Below are 23,819 nucleotides of genomic sequence, written 5' to 3' on the forward strand. Positions count from 1 at the left end.
AACGCACTCGTTTTTTTGCACAAGGTTTAATCGGGGATTTGTTTGAAGATCAAGAGCACACCCTCACCCCAGCCCTCTCCCGGAGGGAGAGGGGGCCGATCGGGGGATGCTTCAGGGATACGCCGACCTGAATCGGATTTGCCGAATCCATAATCGACACGATGTTTCAGGTCGACGGAGAGCGCCAGACACCTCGGTCAGTCCCCTCTCCCTCTGGGAGGGCTAGGGTGAGGGGCTTTTCAGCAGGCCAAAAAAAACCCCGCAACATCGCGGGGTTTCTTCATCAGGCCGGCTGAGCCTGCAGGCTCAGCGGTCGCAATGGTAATGGCGGCGCATGCGGATCGGCCTTCACCGACGCCCGCCATGCATCCAGCCACTCTGCGTGACCTTCGGCCCAGACCTGCTCATGCAAACGCGCCAAAGCCACAGGGTCGCTCAGCAGTTGCAGGCGATCATGGTTGTTCAGCCCGGCAGGGCCGACCTTGAGCGCGTGACGCACACGCTCCTGACGCAGCCACTCGATCGGTTCGGCCTGACCATGACGGGAGGTCGCCAGCGAGCACGCCAAAGCGTTCTGCTGAGGATCGACCACTGCGCGGACGAAGCCGTCATTGAGGGCGTGGTAACGATTTTCGTGGGTGTACTGATCGGTCGCCAGCAGCGCCTGCGGCGGATTGTATTCCTCAGGGATGAGGAACAGGCTCTCGTCACGGGACTTCAGGCCCAGACCGACACGGCTGGAGATCACCGACACCGGGATCGACAGCATCAGCGAACCGACGATCGGCACCAGCCACCAGAGGAAGCTCGGGTTCAGCCAGATCACCAGCAGCGCCCAGCAGAAACCCAGCAGTGTTTGCGGGCCGTGGCGTTTGACCGCTTCGCTCCATGGCGTCGAGTCGTCGTCACGTTGCGGCGAGTTCCAGGTCGCAGCCCAGCCGAGGAACGCAGCCAGCACGAAACGGGTGTGGAAAATCATCCGCACCGGCGCCAGCAGCATGGAGAAGAGCATCTCCAGCAGCATCGACAGGGTCACCTTGAACTTGCCGCCGAACTCTTTCGCGCCCTTGGCCCAGATCAGGATGATGCTCAACAGTTTCGGCAGGAACAGCAGCACGATGGTCGTCGAGAACAGTGCGATCGCCTTGTCCGGATGCCATTGTGGCCACAGCGGATAAAGCTGACGTGGTTCGAGGAAGTACTGCGGCTCCATCAGCGTGTTCACCGCCAGCAGCGCGGTCGACAACACCAGGAAGAAGAACCACAACGGCGCCGACAGGTACGACATCACGCCGGTCAGGAACACCGCACGGTGCACCGGATGCATGCCTTTAACCAGGAACAGACGGAAGTTCATCAGGTTGCCGTGACACCAGCGACGGTCACGCTTGAGTTCGTCGAGCAGGTTCGGCGGCAGTTCTTCATAGCTGCCCGGCAGGTCGTAGGCAATCCACACACCCCAACCGGCACGGCGCATCAGCGCGGCTTCGACGAAGTCGTGAGACAGAATCGCACCCGAGAATGCCCCTTTACCCGGCAACGGCGCCAAGGCGCAGTGGTCGATAAACGGCTTCATGCGGATGATCGCGTTGTGACCCCAGTAGTGGGATTCACCCAGCTGCCAGAAGTGCAGACCGGCGGTAAACAGCGGGCCATAAACGCGGGTCGCAAACTGTTGCATGCGCGCATAGAGAGTATCCATGCCCGACGCACGCGGCGCGGTCTGGATGATCCCGGCGTCCGGCGTGGCTTCCATCAAGCGCACCAGACTGGTCAGGCACTCGCCGCTCATGACCGAGTCGGCGTCGAGAACGACCATGTACTTGTAATCACCGCCCCAGCGACGGCAGAAGTCGTCGAGGTTGCCGCTCTTGCGTTTCACACGACGGCGACGGCGGCGATAGAAGATCTTGCCGAAGCCTTTGGCTTCGCGGCAGACGTCCAGCCAGGCCTGTTGCTCGGCGATACAGATATCGCTGTCGTTACTGTCGCTGAGAACGAAGAAGTCGAAGCGATCGAGATCACCGGTGGCAGCAACCGATTCGAACGTTGCCCGCAGACCGGCGAAGACGCGCGGCACGTCTTCGTTACAGATCGGCATTACCAGCGCGGTACGCGCGTCTTTGGCAATCGGTTCGTTGCCGGCGCTTTTGCCGGAGATACGGTATTTATCGTGACCGGTGAGCAACTCGAGGAAGCCCATCAGCGCCGTCCAGAAACCGGCCGAGACCCAGCAGAACAGAATCCCGAAGAGAATCAGGATGCTGGTTTGCAGCGCATACGGCAGCACTTGCGTGGCGGTTTGCAGCAGCGGTTGGTGCAGGACTTCGTCAAGATCGACGAACGACCAGCCCTGGTACGGCATGATGCCTTTCATGTACCAGCCGGCGACGATGGTCTGGCCGAGCATCAGCAGCAACAAAATGTAGCGACGAATCGAACCGACGGTACGCCAGCGCGCGGCCGGCAGAACGTTTTCGTCTTTCGGCGGCTGCGGCGGGTTGGTGCGACCGGTCAGCCGGCGCCAGCCACGCACCAGGATATTGGTGCGCCATGGCTCCGGCACGACTTTGGTCCGACGGATCGGCGGCGTCGCCTTCATGCTGACGCGACCGCTGGCGTCGAGCACCAGCATCTCGGCGTCTTCAAGTTCCTCGGCGGTGCTCAGGGTCAGGCGCTTGCCCACCGAGGCCTGGGCGGCCTCGGCAGGGGCGTCGAACGTCGAGGACGACAGGCGTTCATGCAACTCGCTGAACGACTGGCAGCCCGCGAGTTCCGCGCGCTGCTCGTCGGTCATCGGCAGATGCGCCAGATACTCGGACAGAGTCTCTGGCTGTACTTGAGAGTTACTCATCGGCAGGCAACTGATAGCTCCAGGTCTCGGTCAGGACTTCTTCAGTCGGTGCCGATTCCGGTGTGGCTGGGGCCGCGTCGGCAGCAACTGGCTGCTTGGCGTCTTTGTTGGCCTTGTCCTTGGCATCTGCTGCTGGCTTGGCGTCGGCTTGTTTGGCCTCGGCTGCCTTGGCTTCCTTGTCGAGTTTCTCTTGTTGCTTGGCGGCAACCTTGTCGGCCTTGGCGACGGACGAGTTGGACGCCGGCACCGATTTCGCCAGATCAGCGGTCACGACTGGCTGAACCAGGGCAGCACGCATTTCGGTCGACTTGCCCGCGTCCTTGATTTTCATCCGCAGGGTCAAGCGCCAGCCCTTGGTTTCCGGGTTGTAGCGCACGCTGTTTTCAACCAGCTCGGCGTTGTCGCCGACGCTGACCTGACTGCGAACGTCGGCATCCGGCGTCAGAGCGGCCAGCGATGGACCTTCGAAATCGACCAGGTAGGCAACGCTGCCGTCCGGCTGACGGATCAGGTTCGATTGCTTGACGTCACCGGTCGAACGCAAAGTCTGCGAAACCCAGGCGCTGTCCGGCGCGTGAATCGCCGCTTCGTCCATGGTCCAGTGCATGCGGTAAGCGAAGTCCAGCGGCTGGCCCGGCTCCGGCATTTTTTCCGGGCTCCAGAACGCAACGATGTTGTCGTTGGTTTCGTCAGCGGTCGGAATCTCTACCAGATCAACGGTGCCTTTGCCCCACTCGCCCTTCGGCTCGATCCAGGCGCTTGGGCGCTTATCGTAGCGATCGTCGAGGTCTTCGTAGTGGCTGAAGTCGCGGCCACGTTGCAGCAGACCGAAACCACGCGGGTTCTCGATGCTGAAGTTGCTGACGGCCAGGTGTTTCGGGTTGTTCAGTGGACGCCAGATCCACTCGCCGTTGCCGGCATGGATCGACAGACCGCTGGAGTCGTGCAGTTCACGACGGTAGTTGAGCACTTTCGACGGCTGGTTGGCGCCGAACAGGAACATGCTGGTCAGCGGCGCGATGCCCAGTTTGCCGACCTTGTCACGCAGGAACATCTGCGCTTTGACGTCGACAATGGTGTCGCTGCCCGGACGCAGGATCAGACGATAGGCACCGGTGGCGCGTGGCGAATCGAGCAAGGCGAAGATCACCAGATGCTTGTCGCCCGGCTTCGGCTGTTGAATCCAGAACTCGCGGAAACGCGGGAATTCTTCGCCCGACGGCAGCGCGGTATCGATCGCCAGACCACGGGCCGACAGACCGTAGGTATGACCCTTGCCAACGACGCGGAAGTAGCTCGCGCCGAGCATGGTCATGATTTCGTCTTGCTTGTCGGCCTTGTTGATCGGGTACAGCACACGGAAACCGGCATAACCCAGTTGTTCGGTGGCTTTCGGATCGAATTTCAGGTCGCCGAAATCGAAGCGACTCGGATCGTATTTGATCTCTTCGACGGTGTTCGCGGTGATTTCGTTGATTTTCACCGGTGTATCGAAGTGCATACCCTGGTGATAGAAGGACAATTTGAACGGGGTCTTCTGATCAGCCCACTCAGCCTTTTCGGTGAGGAAGCGGATTTTCTGATAGTCCGCGAATTTCATGTCGCGGAATTCGTTCGGCAGGTTGCTGCGCGGGGCTTCGAATTTTTGCCCGGCCAGCTCTTTAGCCTTGGCCGATACATCGTCAAGATTGAACGCCCAAAGCTGACCGGCGCTGAGCAGGCACAGGAGCGCCGAACCCGCTACCAGGGCACTTCGCACGCGTTTGGCAGACAATTTTGCTGCATTACAGGGACTAACAATCACGAGCAACCCTCGCCGAAAACAGATCAATAAACCAACGGCCAGCAAGCCGTCTGTGTGGCCATTTTTGTCAGCTTATTTCGGTTCCAGGGAGCCAGATACTGCGTTGCTGGTCCTTCCCATAGCAAGCTATGAGTCGTCGCAGCGCCTTGTCTCTGACTCCCTGGCCCTCGAAATAACGCTGGCAAAAATGGCCGTACAGACCGCTCATACCAGGTTGGCGAGCATTGTTCCGACTCCGCTGGGGCAAAATGATTCCCCAATCGGATCCGGACAAGTCTCTACCTAAGTGAAAAATGGATCAGCGAACGCTGATCCCAGTGCGCGCGATTATCTAGTAGCCCGCATGACAACGCATCAGGGGTAACAAAGTATTTATCGCGAAAACACCCTAAAAACAGTCGAAATTTCCTAAAAAGGTGTTTCAAGCACTTTCAGGTCTGTAACAAAAAGGTCACCGGGCCATCGTTGACCAAATGCACCTGCATATCGGCGCCGAATCTACCTGATGCCACAGTGCCATGCACCTGTTTCGCTCTGTTTAATAGATAGTCGAACAACTCCTCGCCCAACGCGGGAGGCGCCGCCGTCGAAAAGCTCGGTCGCAACCCGCTTTTGGTGTCGGCAGCCAGGGTGAACTGAGAGACCAGCAGTAACCCACCGCCAACATCCGCCAAAGACAAATTCATCTTGCCCTCGGCGTCGCTGAATACACGATAGTTAAGCAGCTTATGCAGAAGTTTGTCGGCGCTGACACGCGTGTCGTCGGGTTCGACCGCTACCAGCACCAGCAAACCGTGATCCACCGCCCCCACTACTTCGCCTGCCACCTCGACTCGCGCACCGCGTACGCGCTGTAAAAGCCCCTTCATGCTTCTTCGGGCGGCAGATCGAGCAGGCGCCGGGCCATGTTGCTCGCGGCGCGCACCAACGCATCGGTGATACCCGGTTCCGACGCCGCGTGGCCGGCATCGCGGATTACCTGCAGCTCGCTGTTCGGCCAGGCTTGATGCAGTTCCCAGGCGTTGTCGAGCGGGCAGATCACGTCGTAACGACCGTGAATGATCACCCCCGGCAGATGGGCGATTTTGCCCATGTCGCGAATCAACTGGTTCGGCTCAAGGAAGGCGTTGTTGGTGAAGTAGTGACATTCGATCCGCGCGATCGACAATGCGCGCTGCGGCTCGGAGAAGCGATCGACCACCAGCGGGTTCGGCCGCAGGGTCGCGGTGCGCCCTTCCCAGGTCGACCAGGCTTTGGCTGCATGCATCTGGGCGATCTGGTCGTTGCCGGTCAGGCGTTTGTGGAAAGCGCTGAGCAGGTCGTCGCGCTCGTCCAGCGGGATCGGTGCGATGTAGTCCTGCCAGTAATCGGGGAACAGACGGCTGGCGCCAGCCTGATAGAACCATTCGATTTCCTGCGGACGGCAGAGAAAGATCCCGCGCAGGATCAGACCGTGGACACGCTCAGGGTGGGTTTGTGCGTAAGCCAGCGCCAGGGTCGAGCCCCACGAGCCGCCGAACAGCACCCATTTGTCGATGCCCAGATGTTTGCGGATGCGCTCAAGGTCGGCGACCAGATCCCAGGTGGTGTTGTTTTCCAGGCTGGCGTGCGGCGTGGAGCGCCCGCAACCGCGCTGGTCGAAGGTAACAATGCGATACAGGTTCGGATCGAAATAACGCCGGCTCTGGGCGTCGCAACCGGCGCCGGGGCCGCCGTGGATGAACACCACCGGCAAACCCTCCGGTGAACCGCTTTCGTCGACGTACAGCGTGTGGGTGTCATCGACAGCCAGATCGTGCCGGGCGTGAGGTTTGATCTGCGGAAACAAAGTCTGCATTGCGCGCTCCGTAAGGGGTCGAGGTCATCCCTGGGGGGACATCTATTATTCTGCCGTTGGGCATCATAAACCCGATTTACGTCAATGAGCATGCTCAGGACATGAATCAAAACTTGCTCCTTTGTAGGAGCTGCCGAAGGCTGCGATCTTTTGACTTTGTTTTTCAAAATCAAAAGAAGATCAAAAGATCGCAGCCTTCGGCAGCTCCTACAGGGGTGAGTCAACCGCGGTAGTGTTTTTCGCCCCAGGCCAGATAGCCCTGCAACAACTCCTTCAACACCACCCGCGTTGGCTCCGCCAGATCTGCGCGATAGCGGAACGGTTCGAACTCTTCCATGTAGGTGCACTGGCCCAGTTCCAGTTGCACGGCATGAATGTTCTCCGCCGGATTACCGTAATGGCGAGTGATGTGGCCGCCCTTGAAGCGGCCGTTGAGCACATGGCTGTAGTGGCTGTGGCCAGCGCAGATTGCTTCGAGCTGACTGGCCAGTTGCGGATCACAACTGGCGCCATTAAAGGTGCCAAGGTTGAAGTCCGGCAGCTTGCCGTCAAACAGGTGCGGAATGATCGAACGAATCGAGTGCGCATCGAACAGCAGCGCGTAACCAAACTCGGCCTTCAATCGCGCCAACTCTTCTTGCAGGGTGCGGTGATACGGCGTCCAGATCTGCTCCAGATACGTCGCGCGTTCTTCCTTCGAAGGCTCGTGCCCTTCGCGGAACAACGGAATGCCATCGAACAACGTCGCCGGATACAGCCCGGTCGTCGCCCCGGCGTAGAGCGGTTTATCGTCGGACGGACGATTCAAGTCGATGACAAACCGCGAGTACTCAGCCGCCAACGTGCTCGCGCCCAGCTCTTCGGCGAAGTCGTACAGCTGCGGAATGTGCCAATCGGTGTCCGGCAGGCTTTTCGCATCGGCGATCAACCCGGCTTCCACCGCCGGCGTCAGGCGTACGCCGGCATGCGGCATGCTGATCAGCAGCGGCACGCGACCTTGTTTGAAGTTCAGAACCTTATCCACAACCGCTCTCCTACAGACTTGATTCGACGCCGTGACGGACGACGCGTTTGTCCAGATCACCACCCAGCCAATAGGCCAGATCCGCCGGACGATCGATGTGCCAGGCAACGAAATCCGCGACCTTGCCGACTTCCAGCGAGCCGTGGGTATCAGCCATGCCCAGCGCTTGCGCGGCGTGAATCGTCGCGCCGGCCAAGGCTTCTTCCGGGGTCATGCGGAAACAGGTGCACGCCATGTTCAACATCAGCCGCAACGACAGCGCCGGCGAGGTGCCGGGATTGAGGTCGCTGGCGATGGCGATTTTCACCCTGTGCTTGCGCAGGGCGTCCATCGGCGGCAGCTGGGTTTCACGCAGGAAGTAGAACGCGCCCGGCAGCAGCACCGCGACGGTGTCGGACTTGGCCATGGCCATGGCGTCAGCCTCGTCCATGAATTCCAGGTGATCGGCGGACAACGCCTTATAGCGCGCGGCAAGGCTGGAGCCATGCAGTGACGATAATTGCTCGGCGTGCAGCTTCACCGGTAAACCGAGTTTATGCGCGGCAATAAACACCCGCTCGACCTGTTCCGGGGAGAACGCCAGGTATTCGCAGAATGCATCCACGGCATCGACCAGACCTTCGGCAGCCAGCGCCGGCAGCATCTCGCTGCAGATCAGCTCGATGTAGTCGTCGGCGCGATCCTTGTATTCCGGCGGCAGCGCGTGGGCGGCCAGACAGGTGCTGCGCACGCTGATCGGCAACTCTTTCTGCAAGCGTCGAATGACACGAAGGATTTTGCGTTCGTTGACCAGATCGAGGCCGTAGCCGGACTTCATTTCCACCGTGGTGACGCCGTCGCGTATCAGGCTTTTCAGGCGTTTGGCGGCGCTGGCGAACAACTCGTCTTCAGTGGCTTCACGCGTCGCACGCACGGTGCTGGCAATGCCGCCGCCGGACGCTGCGATTTCGGCATAGCTGACGCCTTGCAGACGTTTTTCAAATTCGCCGCTGCGGTTGCCGCCGAACACCGTGTGGGTGTGGCAGTCGATCAGGCCGGGGGTGACCCACGCGCCTTGCAGATCATTGACCGCCGGGTATTCGCCGGACGGCAATTGATTGCGCGGGCCGATCCACTCGATGAGCGCACCGGACGTCACGATGGCCGCATCTTCGATGATCGAGTAGACGCCCTGCGCCATGGTTGCGACGTGGCAGTGTTGCCAGAGGGTTTTCACTGTTGGCCTCCGTTGGGGCTGGTGATCGTTCCCACGCTCTGCGTGGGAATGCCTCAAGGGACGCTCTGCGTCCAGTGACGCGGAGCGTCACGGGCTGCATTCCCACGCAGAGCGCGGGAACGATCAGTGGATGGGTTAAAGGCTAGGCAAAAGCTTCGCCGGAACCAGCTCGGTCAGGCAGCGCGAAGCCAACAGCTCAGTCGCCGCGTTAATGTCCGGCGCAAAGAAGCGGTCCTTCTCATAGAACGGCACTTCCTTGCGCAGAATCGCCCGCGCCTGCTCGAGCTTCGGCGAAGTCTTCAGACCGTTACGAAGGTCCAGGCCCTGCACCGCCGCCAGCCATTCCACCGCGAGAATCCCGCGGGTGTTCTCGGCCATTTCCCACAGACGCTTGCCAGCCGCCGGGGCCATCGACACGTGGTCTTCCTGGTTGGCCGAGGTAGGCAGGCTGTCGACCGAATGCGGATGCGACAACGCTTTGTTCTCGCTGGCCAGTGCCGCAGCGGTGACCTGCGCAATCATAAAGCCGGAGTTGACGCCGCCATTGGCGACGAGGAACGGCGGCAGCTGCGACATGTGCTTGTCCATCATCAGCGAAATGCGGCGTTCGCTCAGCGAGCCGATTTCGGCGATGGCCAGCGCCATGTTGTCAGCGGCCATGGCCACTGGTTCGGCGTGGAAGTTGCCGCCGGAAATCACGTCACCTTCAGCCGCGAACACCAGCGGGTTATCGGAAACCGCGTTGGCTTCGACGACCAGCACTTCAGCGGCCTGACGGAACTGGGTCAGGCAAGCGCCCATGACTTGCGGCTGGCAGCGCAGCGAGTACGGATCCTGAACCTTCTCGCAGTTCTGGTGCGAGTCGGAGACTTCGCTGCGCTCACCGAGCAGATCACGATAAGCGGCAGCAGCATCAATCTGACCTTTCTGGCCACGCGCCGCGTGAATGCGTGCGTCGAACGGTGAACGCGAGCCCAATACGGCTTCGACGGTAAGGCCGCCCAGCGCCAATGCGCCAGCGAACAGATCTTCACCTTCAAACAAACCACGCAGGGCAAACGCGGTGGAAACCTGAGTACCGTTGAGCAGCGCAAGACCTTCTTTAGCCGCCAGTGTCAGCGGCGTCAGACCAGCGACTTTCAGCGCTTCAACCGCCTCCATCCACTCGCCCTTGTAGCGCGCCTTGCCCTCACCCAGCAGCACCAGCGACATGTGCGCCAACGGTGCCAGATCGCCGGAAGCCCCCACCGAACCTTTCAGAGGAATGTGCGGATAAACCTCGGCGTTGATCAGCGCAATCAGCGCATCGATCACCACGCGACGGATACCGGAAAAACCACGGCTGAGGCTGTTGACCTTGAGCACCATGATCAGCCGCACCAGCTCATCGCTGATCGGCACGCCAACGCCGGCGGCGTGGGACAACACCAGCGAGCGCTGCAGGTTCTCGAGATCTTCGCTGGCGATGCGCGTCGACGCCAACAGGCCGAAACCCGTGTTGATGCCGTAGGCGGTGCGGTTCTCGGCGAGGATCTGCTCGACGCAGGCAACGCTGGCTTCGATCTGCGCCGAGGCGCTGTTGTCGAGAGTCAACTTGACCGGATTCTGGAAGACGTCACGCAGTTGGGCCAGGGTCAGTTGGCCGGGAATCAGGTTCAGCGCAGTCATTTAAATGCTCCTTTTGAGAGTTTGTTATTAACTTGCCATTCGCTCCGGAGCATTCCGTTATCCGTCGCTTTCAGCCTTGTGGGCATCCGGCACCTTGGCACGCTGGCAGGGTAGTTTTTCAGTGCAAATTCGATAGAACGTTGTTCAGCAAATCCGGGGTTTTCAACACGCTCGCGGCAGCGGCGATATCCGGCGCCAGCCAGCGATCCTGATCGTAGGCCGGAACCGTTTCGCGCAGCAGTCGCCATGCGCGGTCAGTGCCCACGCCAAAGCGCTGTTCCTTAAGGAATTCAAACGCCTGCGCCGCCAGCAGATATTCGATCGCGAGGATCTGCGTGCAGTTTTCCAGCGCGCGATGCAGCTTCAGCGCGGCGTTGGTGCCCATGCTCAGATGGTCTTCCTGCAGGCCGGAAGTGATGTAGTTGTCGAGCACCGCCGGCTGCGCCAATTGACGGTTTTCCGCACACAACGATGCGGCGACGTATTGGACGATCATCATCCCGGAATTCACCCCTGGATTGGCCACCAGAAACGCCGGCAAACCACTGACGTGCGGGTTGACCAGACGATCGAGGCGACGCTCGGCGATCGAGCCGATTTCGGCCATGGCAATCGCCAGCAGGTCCGCCGCCATCGCCACCGATTGGCCGTGCGGGTTGGCTTGCGACATCACCCGGAAATTGTCCGGTGTCCCCAACAACAGCGGGTTATCGGTACAGCCATTGAGTTCGGCTTCGACCTGTTTGATCGCATGTTCCAATTGATCGCGGGCAGCACCGTGCACCTGCGGGATCGAACGAATGCTCAGCGCATCCTGAGTGCGAATGCCTTTGCTCGACGCGATCACTTCGCTGCCATCGAGCATCGCGCGCAAATTGATACCTACGTGCTGCATGCCCGGGTGTGGTTTCAGCGCGATGATTTCAGCGTCGAATGCATCGATCTGGCCGCGCTGGGCTTCGAAACTCATCGCGCCGATGACGTCGGCCCATTGCACCAGACGCGTCGCGTCGGCAATCGCCAGACAGCTGAGGCCGGTCATGCACGGCGTGCCGTTGACCAGGCACAAGCCGTCTTTCGCGCCGAGTTGCACCGGTTGCAGGCCTTCTTCGGCCAGCGCCTGTTGCGCCGAGGTGATCTGCCCGCGATAGCTGACATTGCCGACGCCCAGCAGCGTGATGCCGATGTGCGCCATGTGCGTCAGGTAACCGACCGAGCCTTGCGATGGCACCTGTGGAGTAATGCCGCGATTGAGCAGCGCCAGCAGCGCTTCGACGACCCGCCGGTGGATGCCGGATTTGCCGTGACTGTAATTGTGAATAGCGGCGCAGATAATCGCGCGGGTCTGCTCGTCGGCGAGTACCGGGCCGACGCCGCAGGCATGGCTGAGTAAAGTGTTGCGCGAGAGCTGGCTGAGCTGTTCATCTTTGAGCGAGACGTTGGACAAACCGCCCAGGCCGGTGTTGACGCCATAGGCGCGCTCGCCGCTTTCGACGATGCGCTGGACGATGCCTTGCGCGTTTTCGATGCGCGCCCAGGTGTCGCTCGACAGCTCAAGTCGAGCACCGTGACGGGCGACGGCGACCACGTCCTGCCAACGCAGATGATCGCCGGTGATAACGATTTTTTCAGCCTGGGACATCATTAACCTCATCCGAACATTGATGCAGCTGTGCCGCCGCCTTCGCGAGCAGGCTCGCTCCCACATTGGAATGCAGTCCCCTGTGGGAGCGAGCCTGCTCGCGAAGAGGCCAGCCCAACCAAAACAAATCTACCTAAACCACCGCCGCCCGCCGCTGCACAAACCGGTCAACGTACTCATCCGCCGGCGAATGCAGAATCTCGCGCGGCGTGCCGACCTGTATCAACTTCCCGTCCTTGAGAATCGCAATGCGGTTACCAATGCGCACCGCCTCATCCAGGTCGTGAGTGATGAAGACGATGGTCTTGTGCAACGTCTTTTGCAGCTCCAGCAACTGGTCCTGCATCTCGGCGCGGATCAGCGGGTCAAGCGCACTGAACGCTTCGTCCATCAGAATGATGTCGGTGTCCGCCGCCAAGGCCCGAGCCAAACCAACACGCTGGCGCATGCCGCCGGAGAGCTGGTGCGGGTATTTGTTTTCGTAGCCCTTCAGGCCCACGGTGTTGATCCAGTGCAGCGCACGTTCCGAGCACATTTGCTTGCTCTCGCCACGTACTTTCAGGCCGTAGGCGACGTTATCCAACACGGTCTTGTGCGGCAGCAGGCCGAAGCTCTGGAACACCATGCTGATCTTGTGCCGGCGAAATTCGCGCAGGGCGTCCATGTCGTATTGCAGGATGTCCACGCCGTCGACGAGGATCGCGCCGCTGGTCGGGTCGATCAGCCGATTGAAGTGACGCACCAAGGTTGATTTGCCGGAACCGGACAGCCCCATGATAACGAAGATCTCGCCGGTGCCGATGCTCAGCGACAGGTCGTTCACACCAACCACGCATCCGGTTTCGCTCAGCACCTGATCCTTGGTCTTGCCCTGGCCGACCATGGCCAGTGCGTCCTTGGCGCGGTTGCCGAAAATCTTGAAGACGTTTTTGACTTCGATCTTGCTCACGGTTGCGTTGCTCATTTGCTCACCTCGTGCCGTGGCCGACCGTACGCCTGAGTAATGCGGTCGATGACCACTGCGAGAATCACGATCGCCAGACCGGCCTCAAGACCACGTCCGACGTTGAGGGTCTGAATCCCCACCAACACATCTTCACCCAGGCCACGGGCGCCGATCATCGAGGCGATCACCACCATCGACAGGGCCATCATGGTGGTCTGGTTGATCCCGGCCATGATGCTCGGCAGGGCCAGCGGCAATTGCACGCCGAACAGTTGCTGCCAGCGGTTGGCGCCGAACGCATTAATGGCTTCCATCACTTCGCCGTCAACCTGGCGAATGCCCAGATCGGTCAGGCGAATCAGCGGCGGTGCGGCGTAGATCACGGTAGCGAAAATCGCCGGCACCTTGCCCAGACCGAACAGCATCAGCACCGGAATCAGGTACACGAAACTTGGCATGGTTTGCATGATGTCGAGCAGCGGCATCAGCACCGAACGCAGGCGATTGCTGCGTGCCGAGAGAATCCCCAGCGGGATGCCGATCAGCACCGAAATGATCGTCGCGACCATCATCAGCGCCAGCGTCTGCATGAGTTTGTCCCACAAGCCGACAGCGCCGACGAGGAACAACAGACCGACGATGACCGCTGTGGTCACCACCTTGCGCGTGGCGTGCCAGGCGACCACACCGACGATCGCCAGCATCAACCACCACGGCGCCGCACGCAGCAAGCCTTCGAGGTTGACGATGGCCCACAGCAGGGTGTCGGAGATATGACGGAACACATCACCGTAGTTGGTGACCAGTGAATCGACCCAACCGTTGACCCAGTCGGCGATGGAAAAGGTAAAGCTCTCGGGAAACATAAGCGGCTCTCAATCAGAAATCTCAATCAAGCGATTACGGCATATCTCCCGGCCTGCCTCTCGGTTGGCCGGGAGGTATCGACCTACAGCGCCGCGTCGATTTTCTTGGCTGCGTCGCCACTGACCCACGCATGCCAGACCTCAGGATGTTCCTTGAGGAAGATTTTCGCCAGTTTTGGCGACTCGATACGTTCCTTGGCCATGCGACCCAGGTTCTGGTTCAGCAGGTCGATCGGCAGGTTGACCTTTTCCAGTACGGCGACCAGTTCCGGCGCCTGTTCGTGGAAGGTTTTCGACAGGCCGACCTTGATGCTCACGGTCTTGTCGACGCCCGGTTTTTCTTCGAGTTTGACCAGATCCACCTGACCCATCAGCGGGGTTGGCGACCAGTAGTAGAACAGGATCGGCTCGCCACGCTTGTAGCTCGACAGCACTGCCGCATCCAGCGCCGGCCCGGTGCCCGGACGGAAGTTGGTGTAGCTGCTTTCGAGACCGTAACTTTTCAGCATTTCGCTGTTGTCGAGTTCGCAGGTCCAGCCGGCCGGGCAATTATAGAAACGGCCCTTGGAAGGCTCTTCGGCGTCCTTGAACACGGCGGCGTATTTGCCCAGGTCGGCGATGTTTTTCAGGTCCGGCGCTTTCGGCTCAAGCTTGCGCTTGGCGTCGCCTTCGATCACGTAACGCGGCACGTACCAGCCTTCGACAGCACCCACTACCGGAGCGCCGACACCGACAACCTTGCCGGCCTTCTCGGCCTTGTTCCAGACCTCGCTGCGACCGACCCACTCTTCGGCGAACACTTGAATATCGTTGCTGCTCAGCGCGTTTTCCATGGTGATGGAGTTGCCCGGCAAACTGTCGGTCTTGCAGTCGTAGCCCTTCTCCAGCACCACTTGCAGGACGTCGGTCAGGAGCATGCCGCTTTCCCAGTTCAGCCCGGCGAACTTCACCGGTTTGCCCGATTCGCACCAGCCGGCGGCTTGCGTTGCACCGGCACTGGCCAGCAGGCCCATGGACAGCAATGTGGTCAGCAGGGTCTTGTTCGATTTCATTGTTGTGACGCTCCTAATCATGAATTGGCTTACGGCAGTCAAGAGGCATCCAGCCCTGTCCACGTCCAAATCAGGCCTGCGCCGCAGCGCGACCGGCCCCGCTTGTTTTAGGTTGTACAACGCTGTTCTGCTCGACCGGCAGAATCAGTTGATCGGGTACCGCGCTGTGCCATTTTTTCGCGCACACGTAGTAGACGACGGCCGGCAACACCAGACCGATGATCCAGGAGATATCCACATCACCGAGAGCAGCCACCAGTGGACCGGTGTAGAACTTGGTAGAGATGAACGGCAACTGCACCAGCACGCCGAACACGTAGACGCTGATGCCGAGCAGGTTCCAGCGCCCGTAGCGACCGTTCGGATCAGCCAGTGCTGGCACGTCATAGCGCTCGCGGGTGATGCAGTAGTAGTCGACCAGGTTGATCGCGCTCCACGGGGTGAAAAAGGCGAGCAGGAACAGGATGAAAGACTTGAACGCACCGAGGAACGAGTGCTGGCCGAGCAGTGCGATCAGCGTCGCCGTGCCAACGATCACCAGCACGAACACCAGACGCTGCAGGCGCGTAACGGTCAGGTGACCTTTGAAACCACTGATGATGGTCGCGATGCACATGAAGCTGCCGTAGGAGTTCAGTGTCGAGATGGTCACCTTGCCGAACGCGATGCTGAAGTACAGCAGCGCGGCAGTGGCACCGGTGCCGCCCAGACCGACAATGTAGGCAACTTCGTGGCCGGCGAACTGGCCGTTGGCAGAAGCCGCGGCAAACACGCCGAGCACCATCGCCACTTGCGCGCCAACCACAGAACCCAGGCCGGCGGCAAAGAAGGTTTTTACCGCCGAAGTCTTGTTCGGCAGGTAACGGGAATAGTCAGCCACGTAAGGGCCGAAAGCGATCTGCCAGGACGCGGCAAGCGATACCGCGAGCAGGAAGCTGCTCCAGCTGAAGTGACGGATTTGCAGAAGTGCGCTGACGTCAACCTGACTGATCAGACGGCTGAACAGATAAACGAAAGCGATCACGCCGATGACACTGGCGACCCGACCGATCCAGTGGATCACCCGATACCCGAGCACCGTGACCACCACGATGACACTGGCGAACAGCAGGATGCCAACGGTGTCGCTGACACCAAACAATTGGCCCAGCGCCTGACCGGAAAGGACCGTGCCCGTCGCGGTAAAGCCCAGGTACATCAGGCACACCAGCACGATCGGGATCGCCGCGCCATAAACGCCGAACTGTACACGGCTGGAGATCATCTGCGGCAGGCCGAGTTTCGGCCCTTGCGCGGCGTGCAGCGCCATCACGCCACCGCCGAGCAATTGACCGATCAACAGACCGATCAGCGACCAGAACACATCACCACCGAGCACCACGGCCAAGGCCCCGGTGACAATCGCAGTGATTTGCAGGTTGGCACCCATCCACAGGGTGAATTGGCTGAACAGACGACCGTGTCTTTCCGCTTCCGGGATGTAGTCGATCGAACGCCTTTCGATCAACGGTTTGTTGCTTGCACGATCGGTGTTGACAGCCATGATTCAACCTCTGTGGATTGTTAGATTCTCTGTAGGAGCTGCCGCAGGCTGCGATCTTTTGATCTTGAAAAACCAACATCAAAAGATCGCAGCCTGCGGCAGCTCCTACAGGGCTTTTGCGTTTATTTACCGGTGATCATCGGCAGGTTCAGGCCCTGTTGCTTGGCGCAGTCGATGGCGATCTGGTAACCGGCATCGGCGTGGCGCATAACGCCGGTGGCCGGGTCGTTGTGCAGTACGCGCGCAATGCGCTCGGCCGCTTCATCCGTACCGTCGCAGACAATCACCATGCCCGAGTGCTGCGAAAAGCCCATGCCGACGCCGCCGCCGTGGTGCAGGGAGACCCAGGTCGCGCCGCTCGCGGTATTCAGCAGAGCGTTGAGCAGTGGCCAGTCGGATACGGCGTCGGAACCGTCCTGCATCGATTCGGTTTCACGGTTCGGGCTGGCGACCGAGCCGGAGTCGAGGTGGTCACGACCGATCACGATTGGTGCGGACAATTCACCGCTGCGGACCATCTCGTTGAAGGCCAGACCAAGCTTGGCGCGCAGGCCCAGACCGACCCAGCAGATACGTGCCGGCAAACCCTGGAAGCTGATGCGCTCGCGGGCCATGTCCAGCCAGTTGTGCAGATGGGCGTCGTCCGGGATCAGCTCTTTGACCTTGGCGTCGGTTTTGTAGATGTCTTGCGGATCGCCCGACAGTGCCGCCCAACGGAACGGGCCGATGCCACGGCAGAACAGCGGACGGATGTAGGCCGGTACGAAACCCGGGAAGTCGAACGCGTTTTCGACGCCTTCTTCCTGCGCCATCTGACGAATGTTGTTGCCGTAGTCGAAGGTCGGAATGCCTTGCTTCTGGAATTCCAGCATGGCTTTTACGTGCACGGCCATCGACTGCTTGGCGGCTTTGATCACAGCGGCAGGTTCGGTCTTGGCGCGGGCGCGGTATTCGTCCCAGGTCCAGCCGGCAGGCAGGTAACCGTTGAGCGGGTCGTGGGCGCTGGTCTGGTCGGTGACCATGTCCGGGCGCACACCGCGCTTAACCAGTTCCGGAAGGATTTCTGCGGCGTTACCCAGCAGCGCGATGGAGATCGCTTTGCCTTCTTTGGTGTATTTGTCGATGCGCGCCAGGGCGTCGTCGAGATCTGTCGCTTGCTCGTCGACGTAACGGCTTTTCAGGCGGAAATCGATGCTGACTTGTTGGCATTCGATGTTCAGCGAGCATGCGCCAGCCAGGGTTGCAGCCAGAGGTTGCGCGCCGCCCATACCACCGAGACCTGCGGTCAGGACCCACTTGCCGGTGAGGTTGTCGTTGTAGTGCTGGCGACCGGCCTCAACGAAGGTTTCGTAGGTGCCTTGAACGATGCCCTGGCTGCCGATGTAGATCCAGCTGCCGGCGGTCATCTGGCCGTACATGGCCAGGCCTTTGGCGTCGAGTTCGTTGAAGTGTTCCCAGCTCGCCCAGTGCGGCACGAGGTTGGAGTTGGCGATCAGTACGCGCGGGGCGTTGCTGTGGGTTTTGAACACGCCGACCGGCTTGCCGGATTGCACCAGCAGGGTCTCGTCGTCATTCAGGTTGGTCAGGCTCTCGACGATCTTGTCGTAGCACTCCCAGTTACGCGCGGCGCGACCGATACCACCGTAAACCACCAGTTCTTTCGGGTTCTCGGCGACTTCCGGGTCGAGGTTGTTCATCAGCATGCGCAGCGGCGCTTCGGTCAGCCAGCTCTTGGCGGTCAGCTTGTTGCCACGGGCGGCACGGATTTCAACATCACGGAATTTTGTACGGTTGTTGTCAGTCACGAAAAAGACTCCTCAGCGATCAATTCAAACCAACCCTGGCAGTGGGCAAGTGGCCTGCGCGCTTCGATGCGCGACAAGCGAATCAGTGGACGCTGCGGAGAGTCTCGAGCGACTCATACGCATACGTCTTTACTTGTACATACAAGCATATGCAATCAAGCGGCCAACTTGCTGGAGAGGCGTCCAAGAAAAATCGCGGGCAGGGCTGGAGAGCGCCTGAATCAAGGGTTCAGGCGTGGATGAAATTTTTCGCGGAGAGATTTTGTGCGGTCGGGGCTTGGTTGGATGAGCGTGGTTTTGCGCCACGCTGGGGCGTTCGGTAACAAGTTGGTGCGAGGATGGAAACAGGAAGTGTGAATGCAATTGTGGCGAGGGGATTTATCCCCGTTGGGTCGCGAAGCGGCGCCATTTTTCGATTGGAAGAAGCGGGGCTGCTGCGCAGCCCAACGGGGATAAATCCCCTCGCCACAGGGGTTGTGTTCAGTTTTGGAGGAGTTCGATTACGCAGCAAGGGGCATTGGTGGATATTTCGATCAGGCCACTGTTACCGTCCAGTTGCAGGCAATCATGGCAACCGAGTTGCGAAACGCTGTCACCGACCTGAACTTCCAACAATTCACTGACACTGAACACCAACACCGTCCCCGCCGAGCTGAAGAATCGCTGCTCACCGTCCAGCCACTGCAACCGCGCGCTATAACGCTGCGGCGCATAGATCAGGTTGAAATCGCGAATCGCACCGCCAAGCAGCGTGCACGAAACCTGGCTTTCGCCACTGAAGGCAAACGGGTCGAGCGGTAACAGCGGCCGCGTATCGTCACCGTCGACACACAAGGTCATGCCATCACCCTGCAACACGGTGATCACCCGCTGATAGCCAGCGAACGTCGAAAACCCGCCCGACTCGGCGATGTCGGCAATCGACAGGCGCCAGCCAAAACCATCCAGCCCGGCACCGGCGTCACGGGTGATTTCTTCGGTGCTGCCGCCGCCGTTTTTCCACGGCATGCGCGGGTAACCCTCAGCGCGTAAAACCTTAAGTGCGCTCATTTATGGAACCGACCTTCCAGACGATGACGAGAACCCGGGTGAATCAAACGTGCAGCGGTCACCGGCTGACGCCCCGACCACGTGCGACGACGAATCAACAAGCAAGGCTCGCCCTTCTCGATCTGCAACAACTTGCACTCGGACGATTCAGCGAGGATCGCTTCGACCACGTGTTCGCCTTCGGTCAGCGGCGCGACCTGGTTCAAATAGGCGTACGGCGTTTGCAGAGTGAAGTCCTGCTTGAGGTATTCCGGGGCGACCAGCGCGTTGACGAAACGGTCTTCGATTTGCACCGGAATGTCGTTTTCGTAATGCACGATCAGCGAGTGGAACACCTTCTGCCCTTCACGCATGTCCAGCGCCAGTGCGCGCTCGGAACCGGCGGCCTCTTCTTCGAGGGTGATCACCTGGCAGGTGTGGCGATGGCCACGGGAGGCGATTTCGTCGGCGATGTTGTGCACTTCGAACAGCGCGGACTGGCTCTTCGGCTCGGCGACGAACGTGCCGACGCCTTGCATGCGCACCAACAGGCCGTCGGCGGTCATCTCGCGCAGGGCGCGGTTGATGGTCATGCGGCTGAAACCGAGTTGGTTGACCAGCTCGCTTTCGGACGGCACGCGGTAGTGCGGCGGCCAGTTTCCGCTGTCGATCTGCTGGGTGATCATCTGTTTGACGCGGGCGTACAAGGGCGCCGGACTGTCGCCCATGTTCGCGGCCAACGGGGAGACTGGAGGCGGAGTCGGCACGGTTGATCCCTGTTCTTTGGATGAAAGTGGCTAGCTTGCCGGAGTTTACCGAGCAGGCAAACGTCTGTATATGTATATACAAATAACACACGATGGGGTGCTGAACCATGTCCGCCTTCTTTGCCGAACGCGCGCTGCTGCCTAACGGATGGGCCAACAATGTACGTCTTGAGGTCAGCGCCGAGGGCCTGCTGACCCGAATCCAGGCCGATTCCACCGCAGATGGCGCCGAACGGTTGAGCGGCCCGCTGCTGCCAGGGATGCCCAATCTGCACTCCCACGCGTTCCAGCGGGCGATGGCCGGACTGGCTGAAGTGGCCGGTAATCCGAACGACAGTTTCTGGACCTGGCGCGATCTGATGTATCGGCTCGTCGGAAAAATCAGCCCGGATCAGCTCGGCGTGATCGCCCGTCAGCTGTACATCGAAATGCTCAAGGCTGGTTACACATCCGTCGCCGAATTTCACTATGTGCATCACGACAGCAACGGTCAGCCTTACGCCGATCCGGCTGAACTGGCGCTGCGCATCAGTCAGGCCGCTAGCGAAAGCGGTATCGGTCTGACCCTGCTGCCGGTGCTCTACAGCCACTCCGGTTTTGGCGGCCAGACGCCGAATGATGGCCAGCGCCGTTTCATCAACAGCACCGAAAACTACCTGAATCTGCAAGCGCGTTTGCAGCCAATGCTCGCGCAGCAAAAGGCGCAATCGCTGGGCCTGTGCTTCCACTCATTGCGCGCGGTGACGCCGCAGCAGATCAGCGAAGTGCTGGCGGCCAGCGACAAGCAATGCCCAGTGCACATTCACATCGCTGAACAGCAGAAGGAAGTCGACGACTGCCTGAGCTGGAGCGGTCGGCGTCCGCTGCAATGGCTGTACGAAAACACCGAAGTCGATCAGCGCTGGTGTCTGGTTCATGCGACCCACGCCAACCCGGAAGAAGTCACGCTGATGGCCAAGAGTCGCGCCATCGCCGGTTTGTGCCTGACCACTGAGGCGAATCTGGGCGACGGGATTTTCCCGGCAGTGGATTTCCTCGCTCAGGGCGGGCGCATGGGCATTGGTTCCGACAGCCATGTCTCGCTCAGCGTGGTGGAGGAATTGCGCTGGCTGGAATACGGCCAGCGTCTGCGTGATCAGCGGCGTAACCGTTTGTATGGCGCGGATCAGCCGATGGTCGGGCGCACGTTGTATGACGCAGCGCTGGACGGTGGTGCGCAGGCGTTGGGGCAGCCGATTGGTGCGCTAGAAGTTGGCAAGCGTGCGGACTGGATCGTGCTCGATGGCAATGATCCGTATCTGGCGACGGCGAGCGGTGACGGGATTCTGAATCGCTGGTTGTTTGCCGGTGGCGATCGGCAGGTGCGCGATGTGCTGGTCAATGGCCAGTGGGTGGTGCGCGATGGACGGCATGCTGGCGAAGAAGACAGCGCCCGCGCGTTCACCCAGGTCCTGCGCGACCTTTTAGGTTAAGAAAAGCAAAAGATCGCAGCCTTCGGCAGCCCCTACAGGGTGAGCACTTTCCCATGTAGGAGTTGCCGAAGGCTGCGATCTTTTCGCGCTTAATTCGAGGTCTTGGCCATCTGCCGATCCGACGCTCGCCAGATCAATCGCGTGGTGTCATAGCCCTGCTGACGCGCCTTGCTCAGCAGTTCTTCACGCACCACACCGTTGACGGTCGGCGTGCGTGAAAGCAGCCACAGGTACTTGCGACTCGGGTCGCCGACGATGGCGGTCTTGTAGTCATCGCTGACGTACAGCACCCAGTATTCACCTTTCGCCACACCCGGAATCAGACGCGAGAACCAGGTATCGAACTCGACCCACAACTTGTCGGTTTTGCCCGGCACTTGTGGCGAGGCCGTGCCCTTCACTTCTTCCCATTGCCATTGCGGGGTCAAGCAGCGATTGAGCACCGCGACGTTGCCGTCAGGCTTGAGGGTGTAATGCGCTTCGGATTGCGCGCAGTCGCGCTGGAAGTACATCGGCAAGCGCGCCAGTTCATACCAGGTGCCCTGATAACGTTTGAGATTGACGCTGTTGACGGTTTTCGGCGCCAACGGATCTACGCCGGAACTGGCGCAGCCGGCCAGTACCAGGCCGGCAAAAAGGACAAGCAATAACCGCTTCATTTTTCTTCTCCGTGGGCGCGAAGCCCCGGTTTACTTCAGGCCTTGGCCGGAAAACATCAGCACTTTGTCACCGGCGTACTGCACGCTGATAAAGCTGTTCTTGTCGCCCCAGGTGCAACTGGACATGCCGAGCGCGCCCGAGCAATCAGTCGGTTTGCCGAGCAGGGTCTCGACTTCGGCCTTGGCCATGCCGGCCGAGAGCTTCGAATAGTTTTCCTGATTGACCTTGCTGCATGCGGCCAACAGCACGCAAAACGACAGAAGGGCGAGAGATCGCAGCGACATGGTGTAACTCCTGGAACGAGGGGGGATGGCATGGTGCCAACCAGAAGCTTAGAAGAGAAAACCCTCATCTGGTTCCGTGGGGCGAAGGCTATTTATTAGCCCGCCCGTCCGGCTTTTGCCGATAAATCAGACACTTTGTAGGGCTATTGAGCATTTCGTCGCATTTCGCAAAAGACGCCTAATCTTTGGCGCGCGGCGGTCGAAATAAGAGCAGCGCAAAGCCCCCGAGTGTGGCAAATTGCCGCCCTTTCTTGACCAGCCCCTTCGCGGTAGTTCATTCGATGACCAGAAACATGAAATTCAGCCACAAGATCTTGTTGGCTGCCGCCCTCGTGGTGGCCGTTGCGTTCGCCTGTTTCATTTTCTTCAACGACTATCGACAGCGCGAAGCTTTGAGCAGCAGCACCGAAGCCTCGATGCAGGAACTGGGCAGCCTGACCACCAGCAACATTCAAACATGGCTGGAAAGCCGCATTCAGTTGCTGCAATCGCTGTCGCAGCAAGTGGCTGTCGACGGCAATGCCCCGGCCAGCCTGAAACGCATCATCGACCTGCCCGCTTACACCGGCAATTTCCAGCTCAGCTACTTCGGTGGCGCCGACGGCGTGATGTTCTCGGTACCGGCCGGCAACCGCGCCCCGGATTACGATCCACGCGCCCGTGGCTGGTACAAGGCGGCCAACAGCGCGCAGCAGACCATCGTCACCGAACCGTACATCGCCGCCTCCTCGGGCAAACTGGTGATCACCGTCGCCACTCCGGTACAGCGCCAGGGCCAGATGCTCGGCGTTGCCGGTGCCGACATCGACCTGACCAGCGTCAGCGCGATCATCAACTCGCTGAACTTCGGCGGCCACGGTCATGCGTTCATCGTCAGCAGCGAGGGCAAGATCCTGATTCACCCGGACAGCAAACTGGTGCTCAAGACCCTCGCCGAGGCGTACCCGAACGGTGCACCGAAAGTCAGCCCGGGGCTGAAAGAAGTCGAGTTCGACGGCAAGACTCAGTTGATCTCCTTCACCCACGTCAACGGCGTGCCATCGGCCGACTGGTACGTGGCGCTAGTGCTCGACAAAGACACCGCGTTCGCGATGCTCAGCGAATTTCGCACCTCGGCGTTGATCGCCATGGTCATTGCCGTGGTGATCATCATCGCCCTGCTCGGCATGCTCATCCGCGTGTTGATGCAACCGCTGCTGACCATGGGCCGCGCCATGCACGACATCGCTGAAGGTGAAGGCGATCTGACCAAGCGTCTGGAGATTCACGGCAACGATGAATTCGGCGCATTGGGCACTTCGTTCAACCGCTTCGTCGAACGTATTCACACCTCGATTCGCGAAGTGTCCT

18 protein-coding genes and 1 pseudogene are annotated in these 23,819 nt (G+C 60.1%); 2 read left to right on the forward strand and 17 right to left on the reverse strand.

All coding sequences use genetic code 11. The features are described from left to right. Positions 1-283: 283 nt before the first annotated feature. The 15 genes from mdoH to hutC all read right to left on the reverse strand — a co-directional run bounded on the left by mdoH (position 284) and on the right by hutC (position 20,014). Positions 284-2,854, reverse strand: a complete 2,571-nt coding sequence (mdoH, locus tag QOL84_RS17430; RefSeq protein WP_283437992.1) for a glucans biosynthesis glucosyltransferase MdoH — start codon at positions 2,852-2,854, stop codon at positions 284-286. Beyond that, positions 2,847-4,658, reverse strand: coding sequence for a glucan biosynthesis protein G (locus tag QOL84_RS17435; protein WP_129387863.1), 1,812 nt, complete (start codon positions 4,656-4,658; stop codon positions 2,847-2,849). Before QOL84_RS17435 ends, mdoH begins: the two co-directional genes overlap by 8 nt. Positions 4,659-5,089: 431 nt before the next feature. Further along, positions 5,090-5,527, reverse strand: a complete 438-nt coding sequence (dtd, locus tag QOL84_RS17440) for a D-aminoacyl-tRNA deacylase (RefSeq protein ID WP_283437993.1) — start codon at positions 5,525-5,527, stop codon at positions 5,090-5,092. Next, entirely contained in the window at positions 5,524-6,495 is a 972-nt protein-coding gene (gene pip, locus QOL84_RS17445) for a prolyl aminopeptidase (RefSeq protein ID WP_064117068.1), read from the reverse strand. The genes dtd and pip overlap by 4 nt, the downstream gene beginning before the upstream one ends. Positions 6,496-6,715: 220 nt before the next feature. Next, positions 6,716-7,519 carry an N-formylglutamate deformylase gene (gene hutG, locus QOL84_RS17450; protein WP_283437994.1) on the reverse strand — a complete coding sequence of 268 codons (804 nt, stop codon included), beginning with the start codon at positions 7,517-7,519 and terminating at the stop codon, positions 6,716-6,718. A 10-nt stretch (positions 7,520-7,529) separates the two neighbouring features. Continuing rightward, positions 7,530-8,735 (reverse strand): imidazolonepropionase, encoded by a 1,206-nt coding sequence (hutI, locus tag QOL84_RS17455; RefSeq protein ID WP_283437995.1) that lies wholly within the window; start codon positions 8,733-8,735, stop codon positions 7,530-7,532. A 135-nt stretch (positions 8,736-8,870) separates the two neighbouring features. Next, on the reverse strand, positions 8,871-10,403 hold the full coding sequence (gene hutH, locus QOL84_RS17460) for a histidine ammonia-lyase (RefSeq protein WP_283437996.1): 1,533 nt from the start codon (positions 10,401-10,403) through the stop codon (positions 8,871-8,873). A 118-nt stretch (positions 10,404-10,521) separates the two neighbouring features. Next, entirely contained in the window at positions 10,522-12,045 is a 1,524-nt protein-coding gene (gene hutH / locus QOL84_RS17465; protein ID WP_283437997.1) for a histidine ammonia-lyase, read from the reverse strand. A gap of 133 nt (positions 12,046-12,178) precedes the next feature. Next, positions 12,179-13,009: a quaternary amine ABC transporter ATP-binding protein gene (locus QOL84_RS17470; RefSeq protein ID WP_077570367.1), complete on the reverse strand. Its 831-nt coding sequence runs from the start codon at positions 13,007-13,009 to the stop codon at positions 12,179-12,181. After that, complete coding sequence (locus QOL84_RS17475) at positions 13,006-13,857, reverse strand: ABC transporter permease (protein ID WP_007949591.1); 852 nt, start codon at positions 13,855-13,857, stop codon at positions 13,006-13,008. Before QOL84_RS17475 ends, QOL84_RS17470 begins: the two co-directional genes overlap by 4 nt. An 83-nt stretch (positions 13,858-13,940) precedes the next feature. After that, the gene (locus tag QOL84_RS17480; protein ID WP_283437998.1) at positions 13,941-14,909 is read right to left on the reverse strand and encodes an ABC transporter substrate-binding protein; all 969 of its coding nucleotides are present in this window, start codon (positions 14,907-14,909) and stop codon (positions 13,941-13,943) included. 70 nt (positions 14,910-14,979) lie between these two features. Then, the gene (locus tag QOL84_RS17485; protein ID WP_283437999.1) at positions 14,980-16,452 is read right to left on the reverse strand and encodes a purine-cytosine permease family protein; all 1,473 of its coding nucleotides are present in this window, start codon (positions 16,450-16,452) and stop codon (positions 14,980-14,982) included. A gap of 122 nt (positions 16,453-16,574) precedes the next feature. Beyond that, positions 16,575-18,257 carry a urocanate hydratase gene (gene hutU / locus QOL84_RS17490; protein ID WP_283438000.1) on the reverse strand — a complete coding sequence of 561 codons (1,683 nt, stop codon included), beginning with the start codon at positions 18,255-18,257 and terminating at the stop codon, positions 16,575-16,577. A 480-nt stretch (positions 18,258-18,737) separates the two neighbouring features. Continuing rightward, entirely contained in the window at positions 18,738-19,307 is a 570-nt protein-coding gene (locus tag QOL84_RS17495; protein WP_283438001.1) for a HutD/Ves family protein, read from the reverse strand. Further along, entirely contained in the window at positions 19,304-20,014 is a 711-nt protein-coding gene (gene hutC, locus QOL84_RS17500) for a histidine utilization transcriptional repressor HutC (RefSeq protein ID WP_162130175.1), read from the reverse strand. The genes QOL84_RS17495 and hutC overlap by 4 nt, the downstream gene beginning before the upstream one ends. Before the next feature lie 146 nt (positions 20,015-20,160). Between hutC and QOL84_RS17505 the strand changes: the two genes are divergently transcribed. Then, complete coding sequence (locus tag QOL84_RS17505) at positions 20,161-21,525, forward strand: formimidoylglutamate deiminase (protein WP_283438002.1); 1,365 nt, start codon at positions 20,161-20,163, stop codon at positions 21,523-21,525. An 89-nt stretch (positions 21,526-21,614) separates the two neighbouring features. Here the strand turns inward: QOL84_RS17505 and QOL84_RS17510 are convergent, their stop codons facing one another. Further along, entirely contained in the window at positions 21,615-22,184 is a 570-nt protein-coding gene (locus tag QOL84_RS17510; RefSeq protein WP_129387831.1) for a lipocalin family protein, read from the reverse strand. Between the two features lie 30 nt (positions 22,185-22,214). Further along, positions 22,215-22,469: a lipoprotein gene (locus tag QOL84_RS17515; RefSeq protein ID WP_034152995.1), complete on the reverse strand. Its 255-nt coding sequence runs from the start codon at positions 22,467-22,469 to the stop codon at positions 22,215-22,217. Between the two features lie 293 nt (positions 22,470-22,762). Here QOL84_RS17515 and QOL84_RS29565 point away from each other — a divergent pair. Next, a pseudogene (locus tag QOL84_RS29565) lies at positions 22,763-23,785 on the forward strand (HAMP domain-containing protein); the annotation flags it as partial. Positions 23,786-23,819: the final 34 nt, after the last annotated feature.

Origin of the sequence: Pseudomonas helmanticensis, assembly GCF_900182985.1 — a bacterium.
Classification (GTDB): domain Bacteria; phylum Pseudomonadota; class Gammaproteobacteria; order Pseudomonadales; family Pseudomonadaceae; genus Aquipseudomonas; species Aquipseudomonas helmanticensis.

Excerpts from the sequence above, each read along its gene's own strand:
- QOL84_RS17485 (WP_283437999.1), bottom strand. The coding sequence starts at position 16,452 with ATGGCTGTCAACACCGATCGTGCAAGCAACAAACCGTTGATCGAAAGG.
- QOL84_RS17515 (WP_034152995.1), bottom strand. The coding sequence starts at position 22,469 with ATGTCGCTGCGATCTCTCGCCCTTCTGTCGTTTTGCGTGCTGTTGGCC.
- QOL84_RS17495 (WP_283438001.1), bottom strand. The coding sequence starts at position 19,307 with ATGAGCGCACTTAAGGTTTTACGCGCTGAGGGTTACCCGCGCATGCCG.
- dtd (WP_283437993.1), bottom strand. The coding sequence starts at position 5,527 with ATGAAGGGGCTTTTACAGCGCGTACGCGGTGCGCGAGTCGAGGTGGCA.
- QOL84_RS17475 (WP_007949591.1), bottom strand. The coding sequence starts at position 13,857 with ATGTTTCCCGAGAGCTTTACCTTTTCCATCGCCGACTGGGTCAACGGT.
- hutC (WP_162130175.1), bottom strand. The coding sequence starts at position 20,014 with ATGGGCGACAGTCCGGCGCCCTTGTACGCCCGCGTCAAACAGATGATC.
- QOL84_RS17480 (WP_283437998.1), bottom strand. The coding sequence starts at position 14,909 with ATGAAATCGAACAAGACCCTGCTGACCACATTGCTGTCCATGGGCCTG.
- hutH (WP_283437996.1), bottom strand. The coding sequence starts at position 10,403 with ATGACTGCGCTGAACCTGATTCCCGGCCAACTGACCCTGGCCCAACTG.
- pip (WP_064117068.1), bottom strand. The coding sequence starts at position 6,495 with ATGCAGACTTTGTTTCCGCAGATCAAACCTCACGCCCGGCACGATCTG.
- mdoH (WP_283437992.1), bottom strand. The coding sequence starts at position 2,854 with ATGAGTAACTCTCAAGTACAGCCAGAGACTCTGTCCGAGTATCTGGCG.
- QOL84_RS17505 (WP_283438002.1), top strand. The coding sequence starts at position 20,161 with ATGTCCGCCTTCTTTGCCGAACGCGCGCTGCTGCCTAACGGATGGGCC.
- QOL84_RS17470 (WP_077570367.1), bottom strand. The coding sequence starts at position 13,009 with ATGAGCAACGCAACCGTGAGCAAGATCGAAGTCAAAAACGTCTTCAAG.
- hutH (WP_283437997.1), bottom strand. The coding sequence starts at position 12,045 with ATGTCCCAGGCTGAAAAAATCGTTATCACCGGCGATCATCTGCGTTGG.
- QOL84_RS17510 (WP_129387831.1), bottom strand. The coding sequence starts at position 22,184 with ATGAAGCGGTTATTGCTTGTCCTTTTTGCCGGCCTGGTACTGGCCGGC.